The sequence below is a fragment of the Paenarthrobacter sp. 10L412 genome (genome assembly GCF_056395565.1).
The window spans coordinates 251,315-272,663 of record NZ_JBFTJT010000007.1; the positions used below are offsets into that span (position 1 = coordinate 251,315).

At 61.5% G+C, this 21,349-nt stretch carries 17 protein-coding genes; 9 read left to right on the forward strand and 8 right to left on the reverse strand.

Annotated features, from left to right (window positions below; translation table 11 throughout):
• Positions 1 to 57: 57 nt before the first annotated feature.
• The 5 genes from AC1DD7_RS11435 to AC1DD7_RS11455 all read right to left on the reverse strand — a co-directional run bounded on the left by AC1DD7_RS11435 (position 58) and on the right by AC1DD7_RS11455 (position 6,329).
• Positions 58 to 132, reverse strand: coding sequence for a 50S ribosomal protein bL37 (locus AC1DD7_RS11435; RefSeq protein WP_369299106.1), 75 nt, complete (start codon positions 130 to 132; stop codon positions 58 to 60).
• Between the two features lie 91 nt (positions 133 to 223).
• Positions 224 to 838: a PadR family transcriptional regulator gene (locus tag AC1DD7_RS11440; RefSeq protein ID WP_477515051.1), complete on the reverse strand. Its 615-nt coding sequence runs from the start codon at positions 836 to 838 to the stop codon at positions 224 to 226.
• A complete protein-coding gene (locus tag AC1DD7_RS11445; RefSeq protein WP_477515052.1) occupies positions 838 to 1,686 on the reverse strand; it encodes a DUF4097 family beta strand repeat-containing protein in 849 nt (282 codons plus the stop codon). Before AC1DD7_RS11445 ends, AC1DD7_RS11440 begins: the two co-directional genes overlap by 1 nt.
• Before the next feature lie 83 nt (positions 1,687 to 1,769).
• Positions 1,770 to 2,369, reverse strand: coding sequence for a GDSL-type esterase/lipase family protein (locus AC1DD7_RS11450; RefSeq protein ID WP_216923989.1), 600 nt, complete (start codon positions 2,367 to 2,369; stop codon positions 1,770 to 1,772).
• A gap of 141 nt (positions 2,370 to 2,510) precedes the next feature.
• Entirely contained in the window at positions 2,511 to 6,329 is a 3,819-nt protein-coding gene (locus AC1DD7_RS11455) for a multifunctional oxoglutarate decarboxylase/oxoglutarate dehydrogenase thiamine pyrophosphate-binding subunit/dihydrolipoyllysine-residue succinyltransferase subunit (RefSeq protein WP_477515053.1), read from the reverse strand.
• 486 nt (positions 6,330 to 6,815) lie between these two features.
• Between AC1DD7_RS11455 and AC1DD7_RS11460 the strand changes: the two genes are divergently transcribed.
• The 5 genes from AC1DD7_RS11460 (at position 6,816) to AC1DD7_RS11480 (ending at position 12,225) form a co-directional block, all read left to right on the forward strand.
• A complete protein-coding gene (locus tag AC1DD7_RS11460; protein WP_477515054.1) occupies positions 6,816 to 8,168 on the forward strand; it encodes a hemolysin family protein in 1,353 nt (450 codons plus the stop codon).
• A complete protein-coding gene (locus AC1DD7_RS11465) occupies positions 8,165 to 9,238 on the forward strand; it encodes a hemolysin family protein (RefSeq protein ID WP_477515055.1) in 1,074 nt (357 codons plus the stop codon). Before AC1DD7_RS11460 ends, AC1DD7_RS11465 begins: the two co-directional genes overlap by 4 nt.
• Positions 9,239 to 9,393: 155 nt before the next feature.
• The gene (locus AC1DD7_RS11470; protein WP_477515184.1) at positions 9,394 to 10,344 is read left to right on the forward strand and encodes a metal ABC transporter solute-binding protein, Zn/Mn family; all 951 of its coding nucleotides are present in this window, start codon (positions 9,394 to 9,396) and stop codon (positions 10,342 to 10,344) included.
• Positions 10,345 to 10,497: 153 nt separating this feature from the next.
• Positions 10,498 to 11,331 carry a metal ABC transporter ATP-binding protein gene (locus AC1DD7_RS11475; RefSeq protein WP_477515056.1) on the forward strand — a complete coding sequence of 278 codons (834 nt, stop codon included), beginning with the start codon at positions 10,498 to 10,500 and terminating at the stop codon, positions 11,329 to 11,331.
• The gene (locus AC1DD7_RS11480) at positions 11,332 to 12,225 is read left to right on the forward strand and encodes a metal ABC transporter permease (protein ID WP_477515057.1); all 894 of its coding nucleotides are present in this window, start codon (positions 11,332 to 11,334) and stop codon (positions 12,223 to 12,225) included.
• Here AC1DD7_RS11480 and AC1DD7_RS11485 read toward each other — a convergent pair.
• Positions 12,222 to 12,689 carry a Fur family transcriptional regulator gene (locus AC1DD7_RS11485; RefSeq protein WP_477515058.1) on the reverse strand — a complete coding sequence of 156 codons (468 nt, stop codon included), beginning with the start codon at positions 12,687 to 12,689 and terminating at the stop codon, positions 12,222 to 12,224. The genes AC1DD7_RS11480 and AC1DD7_RS11485 overlap by 4 nt on opposite strands.
• A gap of 94 nt (positions 12,690 to 12,783) precedes the next feature.
• Between AC1DD7_RS11485 and AC1DD7_RS11490 the strand changes: the two genes are divergently transcribed.
• Complete coding sequence (locus AC1DD7_RS11490) at positions 12,784 to 13,461, forward strand: MBL fold metallo-hydrolase (protein ID WP_477515059.1); 678 nt, start codon at positions 12,784 to 12,786, stop codon at positions 13,459 to 13,461.
• Here AC1DD7_RS11490 and AC1DD7_RS11495 read toward each other — a convergent pair.
• Positions 13,458 to 14,540 (reverse strand): PLP-dependent cysteine synthase family protein, encoded by a 1,083-nt coding sequence (locus AC1DD7_RS11495; protein ID WP_477515060.1) that lies wholly within the window; start codon positions 14,538 to 14,540, stop codon positions 13,458 to 13,460. The genes AC1DD7_RS11490 and AC1DD7_RS11495 overlap by 4 nt on opposite strands.
• Before the next feature lie 97 nt (positions 14,541 to 14,637).
• Between AC1DD7_RS11495 and AC1DD7_RS11500 the strand changes: the two genes are divergently transcribed.
• The 3 genes from AC1DD7_RS11500 to AC1DD7_RS11510 are packed head-to-tail and all read left to right on the forward strand — an operon-like array spanning position 14,638 to position 17,185.
• Positions 14,638 to 15,567 (forward strand): sulfurtransferase, encoded by a 930-nt coding sequence (locus AC1DD7_RS11500; RefSeq protein ID WP_477515061.1) that lies wholly within the window; start codon positions 14,638 to 14,640, stop codon positions 15,565 to 15,567.
• On the forward strand, positions 15,564 to 16,760 hold the full coding sequence (locus AC1DD7_RS11505) for an NAD(P)-dependent alcohol dehydrogenase (protein WP_477515062.1): 1,197 nt from the start codon (positions 15,564 to 15,566) through the stop codon (positions 16,758 to 16,760). The genes AC1DD7_RS11500 and AC1DD7_RS11505 overlap by 4 nt, the downstream gene beginning before the upstream one ends.
• Positions 16,757 to 17,185, forward strand: a complete 429-nt coding sequence (locus AC1DD7_RS11510) for an HIT family protein (protein ID WP_477515063.1) — start codon at positions 16,757 to 16,759, stop codon at positions 17,183 to 17,185. The genes AC1DD7_RS11505 and AC1DD7_RS11510 overlap by 4 nt, the downstream gene beginning before the upstream one ends.
• Before the next feature lie 3 nt (positions 17,186 to 17,188).
• Here AC1DD7_RS11510 and hrpA read toward each other — a convergent pair whose 3' ends face one another.
• On the reverse strand, positions 17,189 to 21,196 hold the full coding sequence (gene hrpA / locus AC1DD7_RS11515; protein ID WP_477515064.1) for an ATP-dependent RNA helicase HrpA: 4,008 nt from the start codon (positions 21,194 to 21,196) through the stop codon (positions 17,189 to 17,191).
• Positions 21,197 to 21,349 lie beyond the last annotated feature (153 nt).

Below are 21,349 nucleotides of genomic sequence, written 5' to 3' on the forward strand. Positions count from 1 at the left end.
GGAAACCGTATGGTTTCCGGGGCCCTCGCTGTTAAGCCTTGACGCTAAGCCGATGGCTTAGGTGTTGGGACGCTTGCCGTGGTTCGCGCCGCCGCGCTTACGGTCACGACGCTTACGTGCACGCTTGCTCATAGCTGGCCTCCTTCAATGATTGATACTCAATAGAGCTGCCCTCCAGTTTCGCACATCCGGGCGTTCGCTCGCGAACCGGGTTGGACGATTGTCAGCTCCGCAGGGAATTCCTAATGGAGATGCGGGCTTGGTCCAACACTGCACGCACTGTCTCGAGGGTTACGGGATTCAACGGGTACGAGGCGCTGTGTTGACGCAACTCCACGCGGATGTCATCGCGGAATGATTGGACCAGGAGCTCGGCCTCTTTGAGCATTCGGTGGCCCTCAGGAGAAAAGCCTGCGGTCCTGCTTTGGAAGGTGGCGGCTGTCGCAGTGCTGCGCGCGGCCTCAGCCGTAGCGGCGAGATCCGCCTTCAGCCCACGCATGTTGGTTCTGATGTCTTCCCGCAGGTTATCGGCCAGTCGCCGCACGGAGGCTGAGATATTATCCTCGACGTCGGCAAGCTCCTCCCGCCGTCGGTTCAGTTCCGCCAGCCCTGCTTCGGTGACGAAGTACTTGGTGCGGCGGCCCTCGGTCTCGGTTGCTACAAGGCCTTCCTCTTCCAGCTTCCCGAGGCGCGGATAAATTGTCCCGGCGCTGGGGGAGTAGGTACCGCCGAAACGGTCCCCCAGGGCCTTGATGAGCTCATATCCATGCTTGGGTCCTGACTCAAGCAGTGCCAGAAGGTACAAGCGCAGGGCGCCATGCGCAAAAACAGGAGGCATCAGAGACCCGCCTCCCCAAGGACCGGGTGGTCATTTCCCGAGGCCGGTTCTGTGCCGTGCAGGATGTAGGTCTTGCCGGAGACTGTATTGGTCCGCACCAGCATGAGCCTCTCATCCGGACCAACAATCGTCTGCACTTTGCTTCCCGGCTGGGCATACATCTGGTCATCAATGATGACGGTGCCGCTGGCGGACTTGGCAACGATGTCCAGGCCGACGTCGTGCGGCAGCCGGATGGTCAGGTCCCCTGACACCGAATTGGCTCCGAGGTCGTTGGTGTAGTCGTGGAGGTCGAAGCTGAGGTCCCCGCTCACGGTGTTTGCCCTGACGTTCTTGAACTTGCCCGAAGCGGTGACTTCACCTGAAACGCTCTTGGCGGTCAGGACGCCGTCGTGGTTTCTGGCGATGACTTCGCCGCTGACTGTGTTGACGTGCAATTCACCGCTGGTGCCGTCGGCCACGACGGAGCCCGAAACTGTGTTGAGCCGGATCCGTCCATTGACGCCGGAGACCATGCCATCGCCGTTTACTGTTCCCGCTTCGACGTCCACTCCACGCGGAAGTGCGATCCCGACCACCACCGAGTTGGTGCTTGTGTTGTTGACGGTACCCATCAGGTTTCGGAACCATCCTTGTGGTCCTTGGAGTTGGTGGCGTACCTCCAGACGGCCGTTCACCAGCGTAATGGTCAGGGGGTCGCCGCTGATCTCGCTGACCTCGATCCGGACGAAGGGTTCGTCGTGGGTGACGACGTCGAACCTGCCCTTGACTATTCCAAGTTTGAGCGAGCGGACATCGTCCACATCAATTGTTTGTGGGCCCGTCACGGTCCAAAGTTCGTCAGACATGATCCCTCCAAATTGCGATATATCGCGTTGATGAAAACACGATATATCGTGAGTGAGGGGAACGCAATGGTTTGCGGGGAGGGCTACTCCGGCTGGGCGATGTTAAGCCACTGGAACCAGCCGCGGTGCAGCACGAGCCAGGCAATCAATCCGTAGCCGGCCTGTCCAGGTGTTCCCCCATTGGCTGCGAGGTCCGTCCTCCACTGCTCGTGGTTCAGCAATGGAGAGAAAGTGTCAACGTAGTGGTGGTTGCGGCGGGTAGTGACATCGGCAAAGGCTGTGTTCAAATCGGCCAGGCGTTTGTTGCGCGCCGGATCAAGAGTGGGTGGAGGGCCCACCACGAACACTTCAACGCCACTGTGCGAGGCACCATCAAGAATGTTGGCAAGGTTCAAACGGCTTCGCGCCGTGGAAAGCCCGAACTCCAGGTCACGGCCGGAGAGTCCTATGACCAGCCGGTTCTCGTGCGAGTCGCTGAAACGGCGGCCGGCTTCGTCCTGCCATCGCGAGGCCAATCCCTCCGTGCCTTCCATGGGGCAGGGGAGTGAGAAGCTTTCCACCACCACGGTGTCCTGGGGCGTACGGGCCAGCACTCTTCCCAGCCAACCCAGGGCGCGGGGGTCACCCAAACCGGCGAGCAATTCATCTCCTACAGCCGCAATGCGCAGCTTCCTGTCTTCCACGGTTACCTCTTCACACTCGTTACGGTCCTTGCACGGCTTTTGGATCTGCGGCCGGCTTGATGAACCGGGTACCTGTCCCATTAAACAGAACTGCCCGGCCGGAGGTGCATTGACAGCACCTCCGGCCGGGCAGTTTTTTGGCTACTTGCGTTCGAACGCCTGCTTGATCAAGGCATCCTGCTCGGCAGCGTGGCGCTTCATGGAGCCTGCGGCGGTGGACGCAGACGCCGGACGCGACACGAGGCGGAGCCTGCGATCCAGCTCCGGTGCCAGGTTCAGGCCCATGAACGGCCACGGACCCTGGTTGGCGGGCTCATCCTGGGCCCAGACGATGTCAGCGTTAGGGTACTTGGCGAGCTCTGCATCAATTTCAGCCTTCGGCAGCGGGTACAGCTGCTCCACGCGGATGATCGCAGTCGAGGTGTCCCCGGACTTCTGTCGGTTGGACAGGAGGTCGTAGTACAGGCGGCCGGAGACCAGGATGACCCGGTCCACGTTTGCAGCTTCTACCTCGGGATCACTGATGACTGGCCTGAAGCCGCCCGTCGTGAAGTCCTCGACGGCGGACGCGGCGCCCTTGAGACGCAGCAACTGCTTCGGCGTGAAGATGATCAACGGCTTGCGGGGACGGCTGTAGGCCTGGCGACGCAGCAGGTGGAAGTGCGAAGCTGCCGTGGTGGGGTTGGCCACAATCATGTTGTCCTCGGCACAGAGCTGCAGGAAGCGCTCGATGCGTGCGGATGAGTGGTCAGGCCCCTGGCCTTCGTAGCCGTGCGGCAGCATCAGGACGAGCGAGGAACGCTGGCCCCACTTTTGCTCAGCGGAGGAAATGAATTCATCGATGATGGTCTGAGCGCCATTGACGAAGTCACCGAACTGGGCTTCCCATAGCACGAGGGCGTCGGGACGCTCCACCGAGTATCCGTATTCAAAGCCCATGGCTGCATATTCGGACAGCAGTGAGTCATAGATCCACAGCTTGGCCTGGTTGTCCGAGAGGTTGCCCAGGGGCAGCCACTCATTGCCATTGGCGCGGTCGTGGAACACTGCGTGACGCTGCACGAAGGTACCGCGGCGCGAGTCCTGGCCAGCCAGCCGGACGGGAACGCCCTCCATGATCAGCGAGCCGAAGGCCGCGATCTCGCCAAAGCCCCAGTCAATGCCACCTTCACGGGACATTTGCTCACGCTTCTCCAGAAGCTGCTTGAGCTTCGAGTGAACCGTGAAGCCCTCCGGGATCTCCAGGTGAGCCTTGCCGATGCGGGCAAGGGTCTCGGGGGAGATGGCGGTGGAAGCCGGTGAATTGGTTCCGAAGTCCGCCTGCTGGGCAATCGGGCGCTCGATGTCCGAGACAGCGGCAGAGTCAGCAGTGATGATCGGGATGGGGGAGGTCTGCGCCGCATGCGTCTCAGCAAAGACCCGCTCAAGGCGTTCCTGGTAGTCGCGGAGCAGTTGCTCAGCTTCTTCCTCGGTGATGTCGCCACGACCGATCAGCGATTCCGTGTACAGCTTACGTACGGAGCGCTTGGCCTCGATCAGGTTGTACATCAGGGGCTGCGTCATCGAGGGGTCGTCGCCCTCGTTGTGACCACGGCGGCGGTAGCACACCATGTCGATGACAACGTCCTTGTGGAAGCGCTGGCGGAACTCGTAGGCGAGCTGCGCAACACGCACCACGGCTTCGGGGTCGTCGCCATTCACGTGGAACACGGGGGCCTGGATCATCTTGGCAACATCCGTGGAGTACGTCGATGAACGCGAAGAGGACGGTGCCGTGGTGAAGCCAACCTGGTTGTTCACGATCACGTGGATGGTGCCACCGGTGCGGTAACCACGCAGCTGGGAAAGGTTGAGGGTTTCAGCAACAACACCCTGGCCTGCGAATGCAGCGTCACCGTGGACCATGATGGGCAGGACCGGGAAGGACTCGCCCTGGTCCAGGCGGTCCTGCTTGGCGCGGACGATGCCCTCGAGCACGGAGTCGACTGCTTCAAGGTGGGACGGGTTGGCGGCGAGGTAGACCTTGGTCTGCTTGCCGTTGTCCGAGGTGAAGGTGCCTTCAGTACCGAGGTGGTACTTGACATCGCCGGATCCCTGGACAGAGCGGGGGTCCTGGGTGCCTTCGAATTCACGGAACACCTGGGCGTAGGTCTTGCCTGCGATGTTGGTGAGCACGTTCAGGCGGCCACGGTGGGCCATGCCGATCGCGACTTCGTCCAGGCCGTCGTCGGCAGCGTCGGAGATGACTGCGTCAAGGAGCGGAATAAGCGACTCGCCGCCTTCGAGGGAGAAGCGCTTCTGCCCGACGAACTTGGTCTGGAGGAAGGTCTCGAAAGCCTCGGCTGCGTTGAGCTTGGAAACGATGCGCAGCTGCTCTTCGCGGCTCGGCTTGGAGTACGGGTGCTCCAGCTGGTCCTGGAACCACTTACGCTCCGCAGGCTCCTGGATGTGCATGTACTCGATGCCCGTAGTGCGGCAGTAGGCATCCCGGAGTACTCCAAGGATGTCGCGGAACTTCAGCTGCGGCTTGCCGCCGAAGCCACCTGTGGGCCATTCGCGGTCCAGGTCCCAGAGCGTGAGGCCGTAGGTCAGGACATCAAGGTCAGGGTGCTTGCGCTGTACGTATTCCAGGGGATCCGTGTCTGCCATCAGGTGGCCACGCACACGGTAGGAGTGGATGAGCTGCTGGATGCGGGCAACCTTGTTGATCTCATCTGCAGGGTCAACCTGGAGGTCAGGGCTCCAGCGGACGGGCTCGTACGGAATGCGGAGGGCTTCGAAGATTTCGTCGTAGAAGTTCTGCGCACCAAGGAGGAGCTGGTGGACCAGCTTAAGGAACTCGCCGCTGCCTGCGCCCTGGATGACCCGGTGGTCGTAGGTGGAGGTCAGTGTGAGGATCTTGCTGATGGCGTTCTGGGCAATGATCTTCTCGCTGGCACCCTGGAACTCGGCCGGGTAGTCAAGGGCACCGACGCCGATGATGGCTGCCTGTCCCTTGGACAGACGTGGTACTGAGTGAACCGTGCCGATGCCGCCGGGGTTGGTCAGGGAGACCGTGGTGCCGGCGTGGTCGTCCGCCGTGAGCTTGCCGTTGCGGGCTCGCTTGATGAGGTCCTCGTACGTGTGCCAGAACTCTGCAAAGTCCATGGTCTCGGCCTTCTTGATGTTGGGAACCATCAAGAGGCGGGTGCCATCGGGCTTGGGCATGTCAATGGCGATGCCAAAGTTGACATGGGCGGGCTGGACAGCGCTCGGCTTGCCATCAATTTCGTCGTAGTAGACGTTCATTGACGGGAACTGGGAGAGAGCGCGGACCACCGCGTAGCCAATGAGGTGGGTGAAGGACACCTTGCCGCCGCGGGCACGTGCAAGGTTGGAGTTGATGACAACGCGGTTGTCGATCAGCAACTTGGCAGGAACTGCCCGCACGCTCGTGGCGGTAGGCACCTCAAGGCTGGTCACCATGTTGGTGGCGATGGCCTTCGCCGGTCCGCGGAGGACAGAAACGACGTCTTCCTCAGGAGCGGTGGGCGCCTTGGTGCTCTTGGGCAGCTGGGCAGGAATCGGTTGTGCGGCGTTGCCGCCGACGGGCTTCTTTGCTCCGTCCTTGGCAACTGTAGCCGGGGCTTTCTTCGCCGGAGCCGCAACCGCCGCTTCACCGGAAGCAGCAGCGGCAGTGGTGGTCGCAGGGGCAGCTTCGGGAGCGGCCGGCGCCGGTGCCGGTGCCGCTTCAGCCGGAGCTACGACGGGAAGTACTTGGGTGGGGGGATTGGCAGCGGCTGGGGCTGCGGAGGTTCCGTTGGAAGAAGTGCCGTCACCGGTATCGAAGGATTCGAAGAGCGGCCACCACTTGGCGTCGACCGAATTCTTGTCCTGCTGGTACCGCTCGTACAGTTCGTCAACGAGCCACTCGTTTCCGCCAAATTCCTCTGGTAGACGGTGGCTGGGCTGCTCTGGCACTTGAAATACGCCTCTTCCATGAGTTTTGATTTCCCGCTGGCCAAGGTTGCTTTTCCGCAACAATGCACCAGGGTCCGGGTCCCGCGAACTCAGACCTTTGTCAGTCTAGTTAGGATCGTTGGTTAACTGCCAATAGTGGTGACCTAAATCATGTTGAGGCCGACGTAATGCCGAGACACTCATTTTCCTTCAAGCGCGTGACCACTGCATGGGCCCGCGGTACCAGCCCTGTAGACTGAAACCCTTATGGACAGTAAATCTAGGTGCCGGCCTGGGAACTGTCGGGGGAGCCGATCAGGCAACTCCGCACAGCGCGCCCCTCGAGCCGGCAACACCCGTTCACATGCCCATCACGCGCCGGCCTTCCTAGCCGGTGGCGCCACGGACCATGCGTCTGCGGCACCCGATCAGCCTCCGCCGGGGCGAATCTCCCCCTTGAGGGCAAGTTCCGCACTGCAAGCGCCTGCCCTTGGAGGGAAGCGCTAAGTGGAATGGTTTCTCCTCCTTGCCGGCTTTGCCCTGATTCTTGGCACCGGCTTCTTTGTAGCAGTTGAGTTTTCCCTCGTTGCCCTGGACCAGGCGAGCGTTCAGCGCGCAGTTGACAACGGCGACCACGGTGCAGCTCCGCTGCTGAAATGCTTGAAGTCCCTGTCCACCCAGCTTTCCAGCTGCCAACTTGGCATTACGCTGACCACGCTCTTGACGGGTTTTGTCATGGAGCCATCTGTGGGACAGCTCCTGGTGGGGCCACTGGGCCTCCTTGGCCTCACTCCGGAAGTCGCACATTCCATAGCCCTTGTTATCGCAATGGCCTTCGCCACTCTCTTGTCGATGCTCCTGGGCGAGCTGGTGCCCAAGAACATGGCCATCGCCCTGGCATTCCCGCTGGGCAAGAAGCTTGCCCGTCCGCAACTGATGTTCACGGCCGTCTTCAAGCCGGCCATTGTGGTGCTGAACGGCTTCTCCAACAAGGTGCTGAACTTATTCGGACTTGAAGCGAAAGAGGAAATCTCGGGAGCGCGGACTCCCGCGGAGCTGGCTTCCCTTGTGCGACGTTCCGCGGAGCTGGGCACATTGGACGCCGGCACTGCAAACTTCGTGGCGAGAACCCTGAATTTCTCGGGGCGCACTGCAGCGGACGTCATGACGCCGCGCATCCGGATGGAAACGATTGATGCTGACCAGCCTGTGAGCGATATCCTCGACGCCGCGCGGCGAACCGGATACTCCCGTTTCCCGGTGATCGGAGATTCGGCTGACGACATCCGCGGAGTGGTCCATATCAAGAAAGCAGTGGCCGTGCCCGCAGATCGTCGGGCGAAGCTTCAGGCCGGGGCCATCATGACGGACGTACTTCGCGTTCCTGAGACCATCCATCTCGATGCCCTCCTGTCGGAACTGCGCGAAGGAAACCTGCAACTGGCCGTCGTTCTCGATGAATATGGTGGCACTGCCGGGATCGCTACGCTCGAAGACCTGGTTGAGGAGATCGTGGGCGAAGTCTCCGACGAACACGACAAAATCCGTCCGGGCCTTTTGCAGAGCGCGTCCGGCGACTGGTACTTCCCTGGACTGTTGAGGCCGGATGAAGTGTCCGAACAAATCGCCAACCTGACCGTCCCCGATGAAGCTGCCTACGAAACTGTTGGCGGTTATGTGATGAGCAAGCTTGGCCGCATCGCAAAGGTGGGTGATGTGGTGGAGGCCGGCGGGGGCACGCTAACCGTGACACGGATGGACGGCCGGAGAATTGACCGGATCTGTTTCCACCACATTGAGGAAGACGAAGCGACGCTTGAGGACACCCGGAACGACCGCCATGAGGCAGGTACCGTATGAGTGACTGGGCAGGAATAGCCTGGCTCGTGGTTCTCTTGATCGGCAATGCCTTCTTCGTGGGCGCTGAATTCGCTGTGATGTCCGCACGCCGCAGCCAGATCGAGCCCTTGGCGGAGGCGGGGTCGAAGCGGGCGCAAACTACCTTGCGGGCCATGGAAAGCGTGTCGCTGATGCTGGCCTGCGCACAGTTGGGCATCACGGTCTGCTCGCTCCTGATCCTTCAGGTTGCCGAACCGGCCATCCATCACTTGTTGGCGGAACCGCTTGAGATGGTTGGCGTCCCGATGGAACTTGCGGATGTCATCGCCTTTGCGATTGCACTCCTTTTCGTCACGTTCCTGCACGTAACGTTCGGAGAGATGGTCCCCAAGAACATCTCGGTGTCTGTAGCAGACAAGGCGGCACTGCTGCTGGCACCGCCGCTGGTGTTTATCGGACGCGTGGTCAAACCGGTGATCTGGACCCTCAACTGGCTTGCTAACCACATCCTCCGATTGATGAAGATCGAACCCAAGGATGAAGTGTCATCCTCGTTCACCCTCGAGGAAGTCCAGTCGATCGTCCAGGAATCCACGCGGCATGGCTTGGTGGACGACGACACTGGTTTGCTCAGCGGTGCCCTGGAATTCTCTGAACATACGGCGTCCCACATCATGGTTCCGTTGGACAAGCTGGTGGTCCTGAGGACAGCGTCGACTCCCGTCGAGTTGGAAAAGGCGGTCAGCCGCACCGGCTTCTCGCGTTTCCCCACGGTGGACGACGACGGCGAACTCGCCGGATACCTGCACGTCAAGGACATCCTCTCCATACCTGAGGAGGGTCGCCGCCATCCGATTGCCGAGGGGCGGATCCGTTCCCTGGCGAACCTCTCCCCGGAGGATGAGATTGAGCAGGCGATGTCTGTGATGCAGCGGACGGGATCGCATCTGGCCCGTGTAGTTGGACCCGGAGGCGCGACGCAGGGCGTGTTGTTCCTTGAGGACGTGATCGAGCAGTTGGTGGGCGAGATCCGCGATGCTACCCAGGCGACGGGGATCCGCCGTCTGGGTGGTCCGCAGACCCAGCAATAGCGGGAAATCGTGGCTGGCGCCCGCCCCGGTGGTCGGCGCCAGCCCTGCTAAATAGGAATCATTCCCATTTAGGGCTAAACTGAACCCGACCAGTAAATGTTCTTGATTCTCATTTGAGTAGATCCGAGGTTTCCGTGCGTCGTTCCGTCGCCCGCATGTCGTTGGCCGCTTCTGTAGGCCTTTCCGCCCTGTTGCTTTCATCCTGTGCCGGTAACGCCGGGGCAGGAGCCCCGTCCTCATCGTCGGGAGCCATTGAAGTGGTGACCTCCACGAATGTTTACGGAGACGTCGTGAAGGCCATTGGCGGGGACAAGGTCAACGTGAATGCGATCATCACCAAGACGAGCCAGGACCCGCATTCCTACGAAGCCAGTGCGCAAGACAAGCTGGTCATCTCCAAAGCCAGGCTCGTGGTGGAAAACGGCGGAGGCTATGACGAATTCCTCCACAAAATCGCCGATGAGACCAACGTCGGCCACGAAAATATGATCAGCGCCGTTGAGGTCTCGGGGTTGGCTCCGGAAGAGGAAAGCCACAGCGAAGCTGCGTCCTCCGAAGAGGGCCACAACCATGACCACGGCGAGTTCAACGAGCACGTCTGGTACAGCCTGGACACGATGGGCAAATTCGCTGACGCGGTTGCCAGCAAGCTCGGCAGCCTGGACGCTGCCTCTGCTTCGACCTTTACTGCCAACGCCAACACGTTCAAAGCGAAGCTGACAGAGCTCAACGGGAAGCTTGCGGCCCTCAAGGAAGGCAACGACCACACTCCTGTGGCGATCACAGAACCCGTTCCTTTGTACCTGCTGGCAGCGGCCGGATTGGAGAACAAGACTCCCGAGGCCTACAGTGCAGCGATTGAAGAGGGAACCGATGTCCCGGCGTCGGTCCTGAAAGAAACCACAGACCTGGTGGGCTCCGGAGGTGTCCGGCTGCTGGCATACAACGAACAGACGGAAGGTCGGCAGACCGAGTCCGTAAAGCGGGCTGCCGGGACTGCGGGCGTGCCGGTAGTGAACTTCACCGAAACCTTGCCGGAGGGCAAGGACTACGTGCAGTGGATGACAGAGAACGTGGAATCCATCACGGCAGCGCTCAAGAAGTAGATTTCCTGACAACCCATTGCGGTGGGGGCCCCGTCGGCGTCCTAAGATATTCAGGATGGCTGCGGGGCCCTCTGTCTCTGACCAGCACAGAATCCTGTACCAGCACAGACGCCACTGTAAGGTGCCACCACTAGTTGCGTTCGCCAGCAACGCATGAATCGAGGACAACTTTTGACACCCGTAGTGAGCCTCCGCGGAGCGAGCCTTCAGTTCGGCAAGAGGACACTCTGGCGCGATCTTGATCTCGACATACATCCGGGGGAGTTCTTTGCCGTCCTCGGACCCAACGGCAGCGGTAAGACCAGCTTCCTGAAGGTCCTCTTGGGGCTTCAGGAACTGAAATCAGGAACGGTTGCCTTGGGCGGGCATCCGGTGGAGCGGGGAAGCAAGCGGATCGGTTACATTCCCCAACAAAAATCCTTCGCGCCGGATACGCCTTTGCGTGCACGTGACCTGGTAGGGCTGGGCATTGACGGCCACCGGTGGGGTATGCGGTTGTCTTCGAGGAAGGTGAACCAGCGGATCGATGAACTGCTGGAGTTGGTGGGAGCCTCGGACTACGCGAAAGTGCCGGTGGGGCAGCTATCCGGTGGGGAGCAACAACGGCTTCGGGTGGCCCAGGCCCTGGCTACCGAACCGCAGGTGCTCCTTTGTGATGAACCGTTGCTGTCCTTGGACCTGCATCATCAGCAGGGCGTCAGTGCACTCATTAACGAGCAGTGCCATGCCCGGAACAGTGCGGTCGTTTTCGTAACCCACGAAATCAATCCCGTGATCGACTACGTAGATCGCGTGCTCTACCTGGCCGGCGGCCATTTCCGCGTGGGGACGCCACAGGAAGTCATGACCACTGAAGTTTTGTCCGAGCTGTACAAGAGCCACGTGGAAGTCATCCACACCAACGGAAGGATCGTCGTCGTCGGGCTGCCGGACGCCACCACGCACTTCCACGACGACGCGCACGCCACGGCTGGGCAGGAGTTCTAAATGGACCTCAATGGAATCCTGCAGACCATCTTCAACTTTGAGAACTACGGCGAATTGCTGGCACTGGTTCAAAACTCCATTTGGGCCGGGGCTGTCCTGGGACTTCTCGGCGGACTCGTCGGCACGTTCGTGATGAAGCGGGACCTGGCCTTCGCCGTCCACGGCATCTCTGAACTGTCCTTTGCAGGTGCCGCTTTTGCCCTGCTGATCGGTGCCGATATCATTTTCGGCTCGCTGATCGGCTCAGTGGCTGCGGCACTGCTGCTGGGACTCATGGGTGTGAGGGCCCGGGACAAGAACTCGATCATCGGCGTGATCATGCCGTTCGGGCTTGGCCTGGGCATCTTGTTCCTTGCCCTGTACGAGGGCCGTGCCGCGAATAAATTCGGTTTGCTCACCGGCCAGATCGTTTCCGTGGACACTGTCCAGCTTCAGGCACTCGCTGGAACGGCGGTCCTGGTGATGCTTGCCCTCGCGGCGATCTGGCGCCCGCTCAGTTTTGCCAGCGTGGACCCTGAAATGGCTGAAGCGCGTGGTGTTCCCGTTCGCGGCCTGGCGATCGGCTTCATGGTGCTGCTGGGGGTCAGTGTGGCTTTGTCCATCCAAATTGTGGGCGCACTGCTGGTTTTGGCGCTGCTCATCACACCGGCCGCTGCCGCACTCCGGGTTACCACTTCGCCACGCCTGGTGGTGCTTTTGAGTGTTGTTTTCGCGACTGCTGCCACTGTGGGTGGAATTCTGCTTGCCCTGGGCAGCCGGATACCCATCAGCCCCTATGTCACCACGTTGTCATTCCTTATTTACGTGGTGTGCCGTGTGATCGGGCGGGTGCGGGCCAACCGTGGCCTCAACGGCCGCGTATCACGGGAGCAGCCTGCCGGCGGCGCTCTTTAGAGCTTTCCGGCGGCCTTCCTGGCTGTGCATTCAGGGCACAGTCCGAAGATCTCCACGGTGTGCGCCACCTCGGTGAAACCATGCTCAGCGGCTGTGCGGGCAGCCCAGGTCTCAACCGCGGGGGCCTCAACTTCCACAGCCTTGCCGCAGTTCCGGCACAGCAAGTGGTGGTGGTGTCCAGTGACGGTGCAGCGGCGGTAGACGGCTTCGCCCTCCCCGTTGCGCAGGACGTCAATGAGGCCGTCGTCGGCAAGTGACTGCAGGATGCGGTAGGCCGTGGCAAGGGATACGGAGATGCCCTTGTTCTGCAGGAGGCGGTACAGTTCCTGGGTGCTGACGAAGTCGTCCAATTCATCCAGCGCGGCGCTGACAGCCAGGCGTTGCTTGGTGACGCGCTGCTCCTTGACGCCTGTTACCGCCGGCGAGGCCGGGCCGGTCGTGACGGAATTGGTGCCTTGTGGCATTGAAAGACTCACTTCCCTGGAAACGCTGGCAAACCCCAATTTTACCAGTAGGGGAGGCTTGGAAACTGTCGGCGGCCGCCCCTAGGCTGTCACCATGAAGCTCACCAAGTTCACGCATGCCTGTGTCCGGTTGGAGAAGGACCGGCGGGTCCTGGTCATCGATCCCGGCACCTTCTCTGAGTCCGAAGAGGCGCTGGCAGGTGCGAACGCTGTCCTTGTAACGCATGAGCACAACGACCATATTGATCGGCCGGCCGTGCTGGCGGCCCTGCGCAGCAACGCTTCGCTTGAGGTCTATGCGCCAGCAGGTGTTGCAAAGTCCCTCACCGAGGATGCAGGGGTGGACGCAGCTGGATCCGAAACGTTGGCCAATCGCATCCATGCGGTCGAACCGGGGTCCGATTTCGAGGCAGCGGGGTTCCCGGTGCGAACCTTCGGCGGCCAGCATGCCGTTATCCATGCCCAGATTCCCGTGGTGTCCAACATCGGCTACCTGGTGGATGGGAACGTCTTCCACCCCGGTGATTCATTCGTGGTTCCGGACGGTATCAACGTCCAGACGCTCCTGGTGCCCATCCATGCGCCATGGTCCAAAGTGGGGGAAGTGGTGGATTTTGTTATCTCTGTGCGCGCGCCCAAAGCGTTCCCCGTCCATGATGGTCTGCTTAACGAGCTGGGCCGGGGGATCGTGGAAGGCCACGTCACACGGATCGGTGCCCGTTACGGAACCACCTATACGCGGCTCGCACCCCGTGAGTCAGTAGAGGTCTAACCGGTCCACGCGCCGGTTTCGTGGAAGTGGTCCAAGACCGCTTCGTACGGTGCAGGGTCCAGTCCTTTGCTGGCCAGCCATCCGGCGTCGTTATAGCTGCCGACGTAGCGGTCGCCGCCGTCGCACATGAGTGAGACTATGCTTCCCTTTCGCCCTTCCGAGACCATCTTGGCCACGAGTTGCCAGACGCCCCAAAGGTTGGTGCCCGTAGAGGGCCCTGCATGCAATCCGGTGAGCTTGCGCAGGTGTCGCATGGCCGCCACAGAGGCGGCGTCGGGGACTTGGATCATGTGGTCGATGACAGCCGGGACGAAGCTCGGCTCCGCGCGGGGACGGCCGATGCCTTCGATGCGGGACGGCAAACCCGTGGCCGCGGCAGCATTGCCATCCCGCCATGCCGGGTAGAACGCAGAGTTCTCCGGGTCCACCACTGCCAGGCAAGTGCTGTGCCTGTTGTATCGCAGGTAGCGGCCGATGGTCGCGCTCGTGCCGCCGGTTCCCGCGCCCACCACGATCCACTCGGGAACCGGATGCTCCTCGAGGGAGAGCTGCTGGAAGATTGATTCAGCGATGTTGTTGTTGCCCCTCCAGTCCGTGGCGCGCTCGGCGAAGGTGAACTGGTCCATGTAGTAGCCGCCAGACGTTTTCGCCGTCTCCTCCGCCACGGCGTAAACCTCTGAAGCATGATCCACCAAGAGGCAGGCGCCCCCGAATTCCTCGATGAGGGCGATCTTTTCCGGGCTGGTGGTCTTGGTCATGACAGCGATAAACGGCAAGCCAATGAGCCGGGCGAAGTAGGCTTCGGAGACCGCGGTGCTGCCACTGGAGGCTTCGACGATAGTGGTGCCCTCCGTGATCCAGCCGTTGACCAGGCCGTAGAGGAACAGTGAACGGGCCAGGCGATGTTTGAGGCTGCCTGATCGGTGCGTCGACTCATCCTTGAGGTAGAGATTCACTCCCCAATGCTCGGGCAGTGGGACTGCGTAGAGGTGCGTATCTGCCGAACGGTTGTTCTCAGCTTCGATCTTGCGGATGGCCTCGCTGGCCCAAACCCTGTCCTGAATGCATGAATTGCTCACCGGACAAGCGTACCGGCGGGGTGTGGAACACAAGACTAGGCTGGAAGACTGGCATGGGTAGCAGAGCGCCCACGCAGGCTTGGCTGAAGGAGAGCAGATGACCATTCTGATGGACGCGTCCGAAGTACACCGGCGGCTCGCGGCGGGGGAGCGCACCGTGCTCCTGGACGTGCGTTGGGTCCTGGGCAGGACGGATGGGCACAGCCAATACTTGGAAGGCCACCTGCCAGGAGCGGTTTTCGTGGATCTGCCCAGTGAACTCGCGGACCACGCACAGCCTTCCCTGGGCCGGCATCCCCTTCCCTCTCTTGATCGCTTCCAGCTTGCCGCGCGGCGCTGGGGGATCAACGACGGCGACACCGTGGTTGCTTACGACAACAGCGGCAGTATGGCCGCGGCCCGCGCTTGGTGGATGCTGAGGAATGCAGGCGTGGAAGCCGTTTACCTGCTCGACGGCGGACTGGCTGCCTGGCGTGCGGCAGGTCACCCCATGGAGGCAGGCGAGGTGACGTCCGCCGTCGGGAATGTCACTCTGACCGAGGGCAAAATGCCCACGATCACCCAGGAGGAAGTCGCGCACTGGCATGAGCACGGCGTACTGCTGGATGCGCGCGCCGGGGAACGTTACAGGGGCGAAATCGAACCGATCGACCCCCGTGCCGGCCACATTCCGGGCGCTGTCAGCGCACCGACCACCGAAAACCTCACCGCGGAAGGAACGTTCCTGTCAGCGGAGGAACTGCGCAGGCGCTTCGCTGGATTGGGAGCGGATGGCCCGGGCAACGTTGCAGTCTATTGTGGGTCCGGCGTCACGGCTGCTCACCAGGTTGCCGCCCTGGAAATTGCCGGACACACTGCGGCACTCTTCCCTGGGTCGTTCTCGCAATGGTCAAACAATGCCGCGAATGCCGTGGCCGTTGGCAGTGAACCATTCGAGGACGACAACGTGGGGAACGTTGAGGATGCTCCTGGCGCCCTCGGCCAAAGTGGCACGGGCACCGCTGCCGGGAGTAGCGTCGGATCATGACCCCTGGACGTCCCGTGCCCCCGCCCCTGGCAAAGCCAATTCCTCTGGACACAGCGAAGCCAATTCCCATGGACACAGCGAAGCCTGTTCCTGCACAGTCATCGGATCCGGCAGGTTCCACACTCGCCGCCGCGTTTGGCGCCACTTCCCCGGACAGCGGGTTGGTACCGCTGACTGTCGCGCGCCGTGCGCCCAAGGAAGACGATGTGGAGATCGCGATCGAGTTTTGCGGTCTTTGCCACTCCGATGTTCATGCAACACGTGGCGAATGGCGTTTGCCGCCCTATCCGCTGGTTCCGGGCCATGAGATCGTCGGCCGGGTAACGCGGGTGGGTGCTGCTGTGCAGAATTTTGCTCCGGGTGACCGTGTCGGTGTTGGCTGCATGGTGGATTCCTGCCGGGAGTGCGAGAGCTGCCTGGATGGGTTGGAACAGTATTGCGAGCGGGGCAATGTTGGCACCTATGGAGTGGTGGACCCGCGCAATGGCGACGCAATAACCCAAGGCGGATATTCGACGTCGGTGGTGGTTGACCGGCGCTTCGTGGTGCGTATTCCTGAAGCCCTGGACGCCGCAGCAGCCGCTCCTCTGCTGTGCGCCGGAATCACCACATATTCGCCGTTGAGATATTTCGACGTCGAAGAGGGAGACTCGGTGGGAGTAGTGGGCTTGGGCGGCTTGGGCCATATGGCCGTCAAGATCGCCAAGGCCATGGGCGCGGAGGTTACCGTGTTCACCACCTCTGAAGCGAAGTTCGACGCCGCACGGGAACTCGGAGCGGACCACGTGGTGTTGTCCAAGGACGCTGAGGCCATGGCGGGTGCGAACCGCAGTATCGATGTCATCATTGACACTGTGGCCGCGCCGCACGATCTCAACCCCTACTTCCGCACGCTGCGGCTTGATGGGGCTCTCTTCCAGCTTGGACTCCCGGCCGATGACATGCCGCCCGTCAGTCCGGGGCTGCTCATACGCCGTCGCCTGGCCTATGCAGGTTCGCTGATTGGTGGGATCGAGGAAACCCAGGAAATGCTTGATTTCTGCGCCGCGCATGGGGTTGCCAGCGACATTGAGATCGTAGGGGCCGAACAACTCAACGAAGCCTACGACCGTATGGTGGCCGGCGACGTAAAGTACCGATTTGTACTGGACACCGCAACACTTCAGGGACCGTCAGAAAGGGCAGATGCATGAGCACGCTGTTCACCAAAATCATCAACGGGGAAATCCCGGGCCGTTTCGTGTGGAAGGACGAGGACGTCGTGGCCTTCCTGACAATCGCTCCGATCACGCCGGGACACACACTGGTGGTGCCTCGTGAGGAAGTGGATTCCTGGACGCACGCCAGCCCGGAGCTTTTGGCCAAGGTCATGGACGTTGCCCAGAGCATCGGCAAGGTCCAGGAGGAGCTCTTCAGCGCCAAGCGCGTGGGTGTCCTGATGGAAGGCTTCGAGGTGGACCACTTGCACGTGCACATCTGGCCCGCCTATTCGATGGCGGACTTTGAGGTACACAACGTGGACCATAATCCGGATCCTGCCGTCATGGATGCCACGGCTGTGAAGCTGCGCGGGGCCTTGCGGGCTGCCGGCCACGGGGACTTCGTACCAGAAGACTAACCGTCAGGCCGGTGCCAAGGCCTGGTTCAGCACCGTTCGGATGCGCTTCTCGGAGACAGAGTAGGACGTGCCTAACTCGACGGCGAAGAGACTTACACGCAGTTCCTCGATCATCCAGCGCACCCGGGTTAATTCCGCACCTGCCCGGCGTCCTGGGAGCAACGCTGATACGGCGTCGTCGTAGTCGTCCTCCAGGGCCTGAACGATGGCCATATTCAGTCCGTCGCGCTGAACGTTGCCCGGGAGCTTCTCCAGCCGCTTCTCGATCGCCTGCAGGTACCGCGGAAGCTGGCTCAGCTGCGCGCAGCCCGTCTGTGCCACAAAGCCCGGAAAGACCAACTGTTCCAGCTGGCTTTTCATGTCATTGAGGGCACTGATGAGCGGCAGGCTGGCACTGGACTTCAGCTGCTTCTGGATCCGGCGGGTGCTGGCCAGGATGCGTTCGACGACGGCCGTCACCGTAAATACGGTATCGATCAGCTCAGCGCGGACTACTTCATACAAAGCATCGAAGGCTTCCTTATCCCAAGGCAGTGCTTCCGGGGTCAGTTTGTCGATGGCGGCGAGGGCGCAGTCTGCGATCAGGGCACTGACCGAGCCGTGCGGGTTTTGGCTGAAAGTCAGCTTTTCGGTGTTGCTGAGATGCTCCAGCACGTACCGGTCCGGTGAGGGAATCCGAAGTGCCAGGAGTCGGATCACGCCACCACGCATGGCCGCTTCCTGCTCCTGCTGGCTTTGGAACACGCGCAGGGCTACAGACGTACCCTCATCCACGATCGCCGGGTAGCCGGTGACGGCGTGGCCCTTGACCGTTCGGGTGACCTGGCGTTGCACGGTCCCGAAGTCCCACTCGGTGATACCAGTGCGTTCGGCCACCACTCCATGAACAGGATGGACGTCAGGGTGGACACCGGCACGGCCATCAGGACTGTTGAGGGTCCCGGCCCCGGTACTGGCAGTCTTGCCGTTTGAGGCGCCTGGCGCTCCGGCTCTTGTGCCAGCCTTGCCGGGGGCCGTCGTCGCAGGTGTAGCACCGAGCGATTCGGCGATTGCCCGACGTGTGGCCGGGGCCAGTTTTTCCTGCAGTTGGGCGAGGTCCTTGCCTTCGTCGAGGACCTTGCCCTTGCTGTCCACCACCTTAAAGCTCACGCGAAGGTGGGGAGGCACGGCTTCCCAGTTCCATGATCCCGGTGGAATGACGTGTCCGCGGAGCCGGCGAAGGACCAGTTCCAAGGAGGGCTCGAGCTCGTCAGTGGCGGGATCGAAGTCTCTTTCCAAGGCCTCCGTAGCCTGCCGGGCGACGTCAGGGGCAGGCACAAAATTCTTCCGAACCTGCTTGGGGAGGGATTTGATAAGCGCCGTGACCAGTTCTACGCGTTGTCCCGGAATCTGCCACCGGAACGGTGCGTCGTCGAGTTGGTTCAGGAACAACACGGGAACTTCGGCGGTGACACCGTCCGAAGGATTCGGAGCAGACCCAGGAGCCACGGGATGGAACTCGTAGCTCAGTGGAAGTTCGAAGCCCTTGTGCAGCCACGTTTTGGGGTAGGCGGAATCATCGAGGGCCTCGGCGTCCTCGCTCATCAAAAGCGACTGATCGAAGTCCAGCAGGGTTGGATCGGCTTGGCGGGCGTCCTTCCACCACTTATCGAAATGCCGTTCAGACACGACGTCCTTGCCCACCCGGGCGTCATAGAACTCGAACAGGGTCTGGTCATCCACCAGGATGTCCCGCCGGCGCATCCTGGTTTCAAGCTCCTCGATCTCCTGCAGGAGCGCGCGGTTGCGGTGGAAGAACTTGTGATGGGTCTTCCACTCGCCTTCCACCAGCGCGTGGCGGATGAAGAGTTCACGGGACAATTCCGGATCGATGCGGCCGTAGTTGACCCGACGGTTCGGGATGATGGGCACGCCGTACAGCGTGACTTTCTCATGGGCCATGACGGCCCCTTGCCGGGAGGACCAATGGGGCTCGCTGTAAGAGCGTTTCACGAGGTCCGGGGCTACCTGCTCCACCCACAAAGGATCGAACCTGGCAGCGACCCGTGCCCACAAGCGGCTGGTTTCCACCAACTCGGCGGCCATGACGAATGCAGGCGATTTTTTGAACAAGGCAGAACCGGGGAAGATCGCGAAGCGGCTGCCGCGGGCGCCGGCATATTCGCGCTTGCGCTCATCAAGAAGGCCGATGTGGCTCAGCAACCCTGACAGCAGGCTGATGTGAATTCCCTCGTGGTTGCCCACTGGATCAGCTTCACGCTTATTGTCCAGCGTGATACCCAAGGGCTTGGCGAGTTGGCGGAGTTGGGTGAAAAGGTCCTGCCACTCCCTGACGCGAAGATAGTTGATGAATTCGTTGCGGCAAAGACGGCGGAACTGGGTTGAGGACAGCTCGCGTTGCTTTTCCTGGATGTAGTTCCAGAGGTTAAGGAAACCAGTGAAGTCCGAGTTCTCATCGCGGAACCGCGCATGCTTCTCGGCAGCGAGTTGCTGCTTGTCGGTGGGCCGTTCGCGCGGATCCTGGATGGTAAGGGCTGCTGCCAGGATCATCACTTCGCGGACACAACCGCGTTTGCCGGCTTCGACAATCATGCGGCCGAGCCGTGGGTCAACCGGCAGCTGGGCCAGTTTCTGCCCGACAGCGGTCAGGCCACTGCCGCTCCGACGGTTACCGCGGGGATCCTTGGACGCAGGCGTGCTCGAAGTTGCCGGGCTGAGGGCGCCGAGCTCGCGAAGGAGGGTGACGCCGTCGTTAATAGCGCGCGAATCAGGCGGTTCGACGAACGGGAAGTTCTCAACATCCTTGGGACCGCGGGCAACGCCCATGGCCGTCATCTGCAGAATGACGGCGGCCAGGTTGGTCCGCAGGATTTCCGGGTCCGTGAACTGCGGACGGGACTCAAAGTCTTCTTCTGAGTAGAGACGGATGGCGATGCCCTCGGAAACGCGGCCACACCGTCCGGATCGCTGGTTGGCCGAGGCCTGGGATACACGTTCGATGGGCAGGCGCTGGACCTTGGTCCGGTGCGAATACCGGGAGATACGGGCCGTGCCGGTGTCGATCACGTATTTGATGCCGGGGACAGTCAGCGAGGTTTCGGCAACGTTGGTGGCGAGGATGATGCGCCGCTTTCCACCGGGATTGAATACGCGGTGCTGCTCCTGCAGGCTCAACCTGGCAAAGAGGGGCAGGACTTCCGTGCCGGCGAGGCGTCGGTTGGTCTGGATGCGCCCATTGATGGCCTCGGCAGCGTCGCGGATTTCCCGTTCGCCGGAGAAGAACACGAGGATATCGCCCGGTGCTTCCTTTGCCAGTTCGTCCACGGCGTCACAGACCGCATCCAGCGGGTCCCGGTCCTCTTCCAGTTCGTCATCGGAACCGTCTTCGTCGGCGCCGGCAGGCTGTGACAAGGGCCGGTATCGGATCTCCACCGGGTAGGTGCGGCCGGAAACCTCGATGATGGGGGCGGGGGATTCCTCCGTGCCAAAGTGCTTGGCGAAGCGTTCAGGATCGATCGTGGCCGAGGTGATGATAATTTTCAGGTCCGGGCGCTGGGGGAGTACCCGTTTCAGATAGCCCAGGATGAAGTCGATGTTGAGGCTGCGCTCGTGGGCCTCGTCAATGATGATGGTGCTGTACTTGCGCAGGAGTTTATCCCGTTGGATCTCTGCCAGGAGGATGCCATCGGTCATGAGTTTGATCTTGGTCGATGCGCTGACCTCGCCAGTGAACCGGACCTGGAAGCCGACTTCCTGGCCGATCTCGACGTCCAACTCGGACGCGATGCGCTCCGCAACAGTCCTGGCCGCCAGTCGTCGTGGCTGCGTGTGGCCGATCAGGCCTTTGTCGCCCAGGCCCAGTTCCAAACACATCTTGGGGATCTGGGTAGTTTTGCCCGAGCCGGTTTCGCCGGCAATGATGGTCACCTGGTTTGCGGCGATCGCCGCCATCAGATCCTCGCGGCGCTCGGATACCGGCAGCTCAGCGGGGTAGGAAATATGAAGTGTCATGGCTGCTGCCAGTCTACTGTGGCTTCCCGTCAACGTCCGCTGTCCCTGTCACATGTCCGGCAGCTCATCTATCCGGCAGCCCAAATGTCCGGCAGCCTCACCGCTGCCCGCCAGGCGAAATACTGCAAGCCGTGCGCACAGAGACTCGGGCAT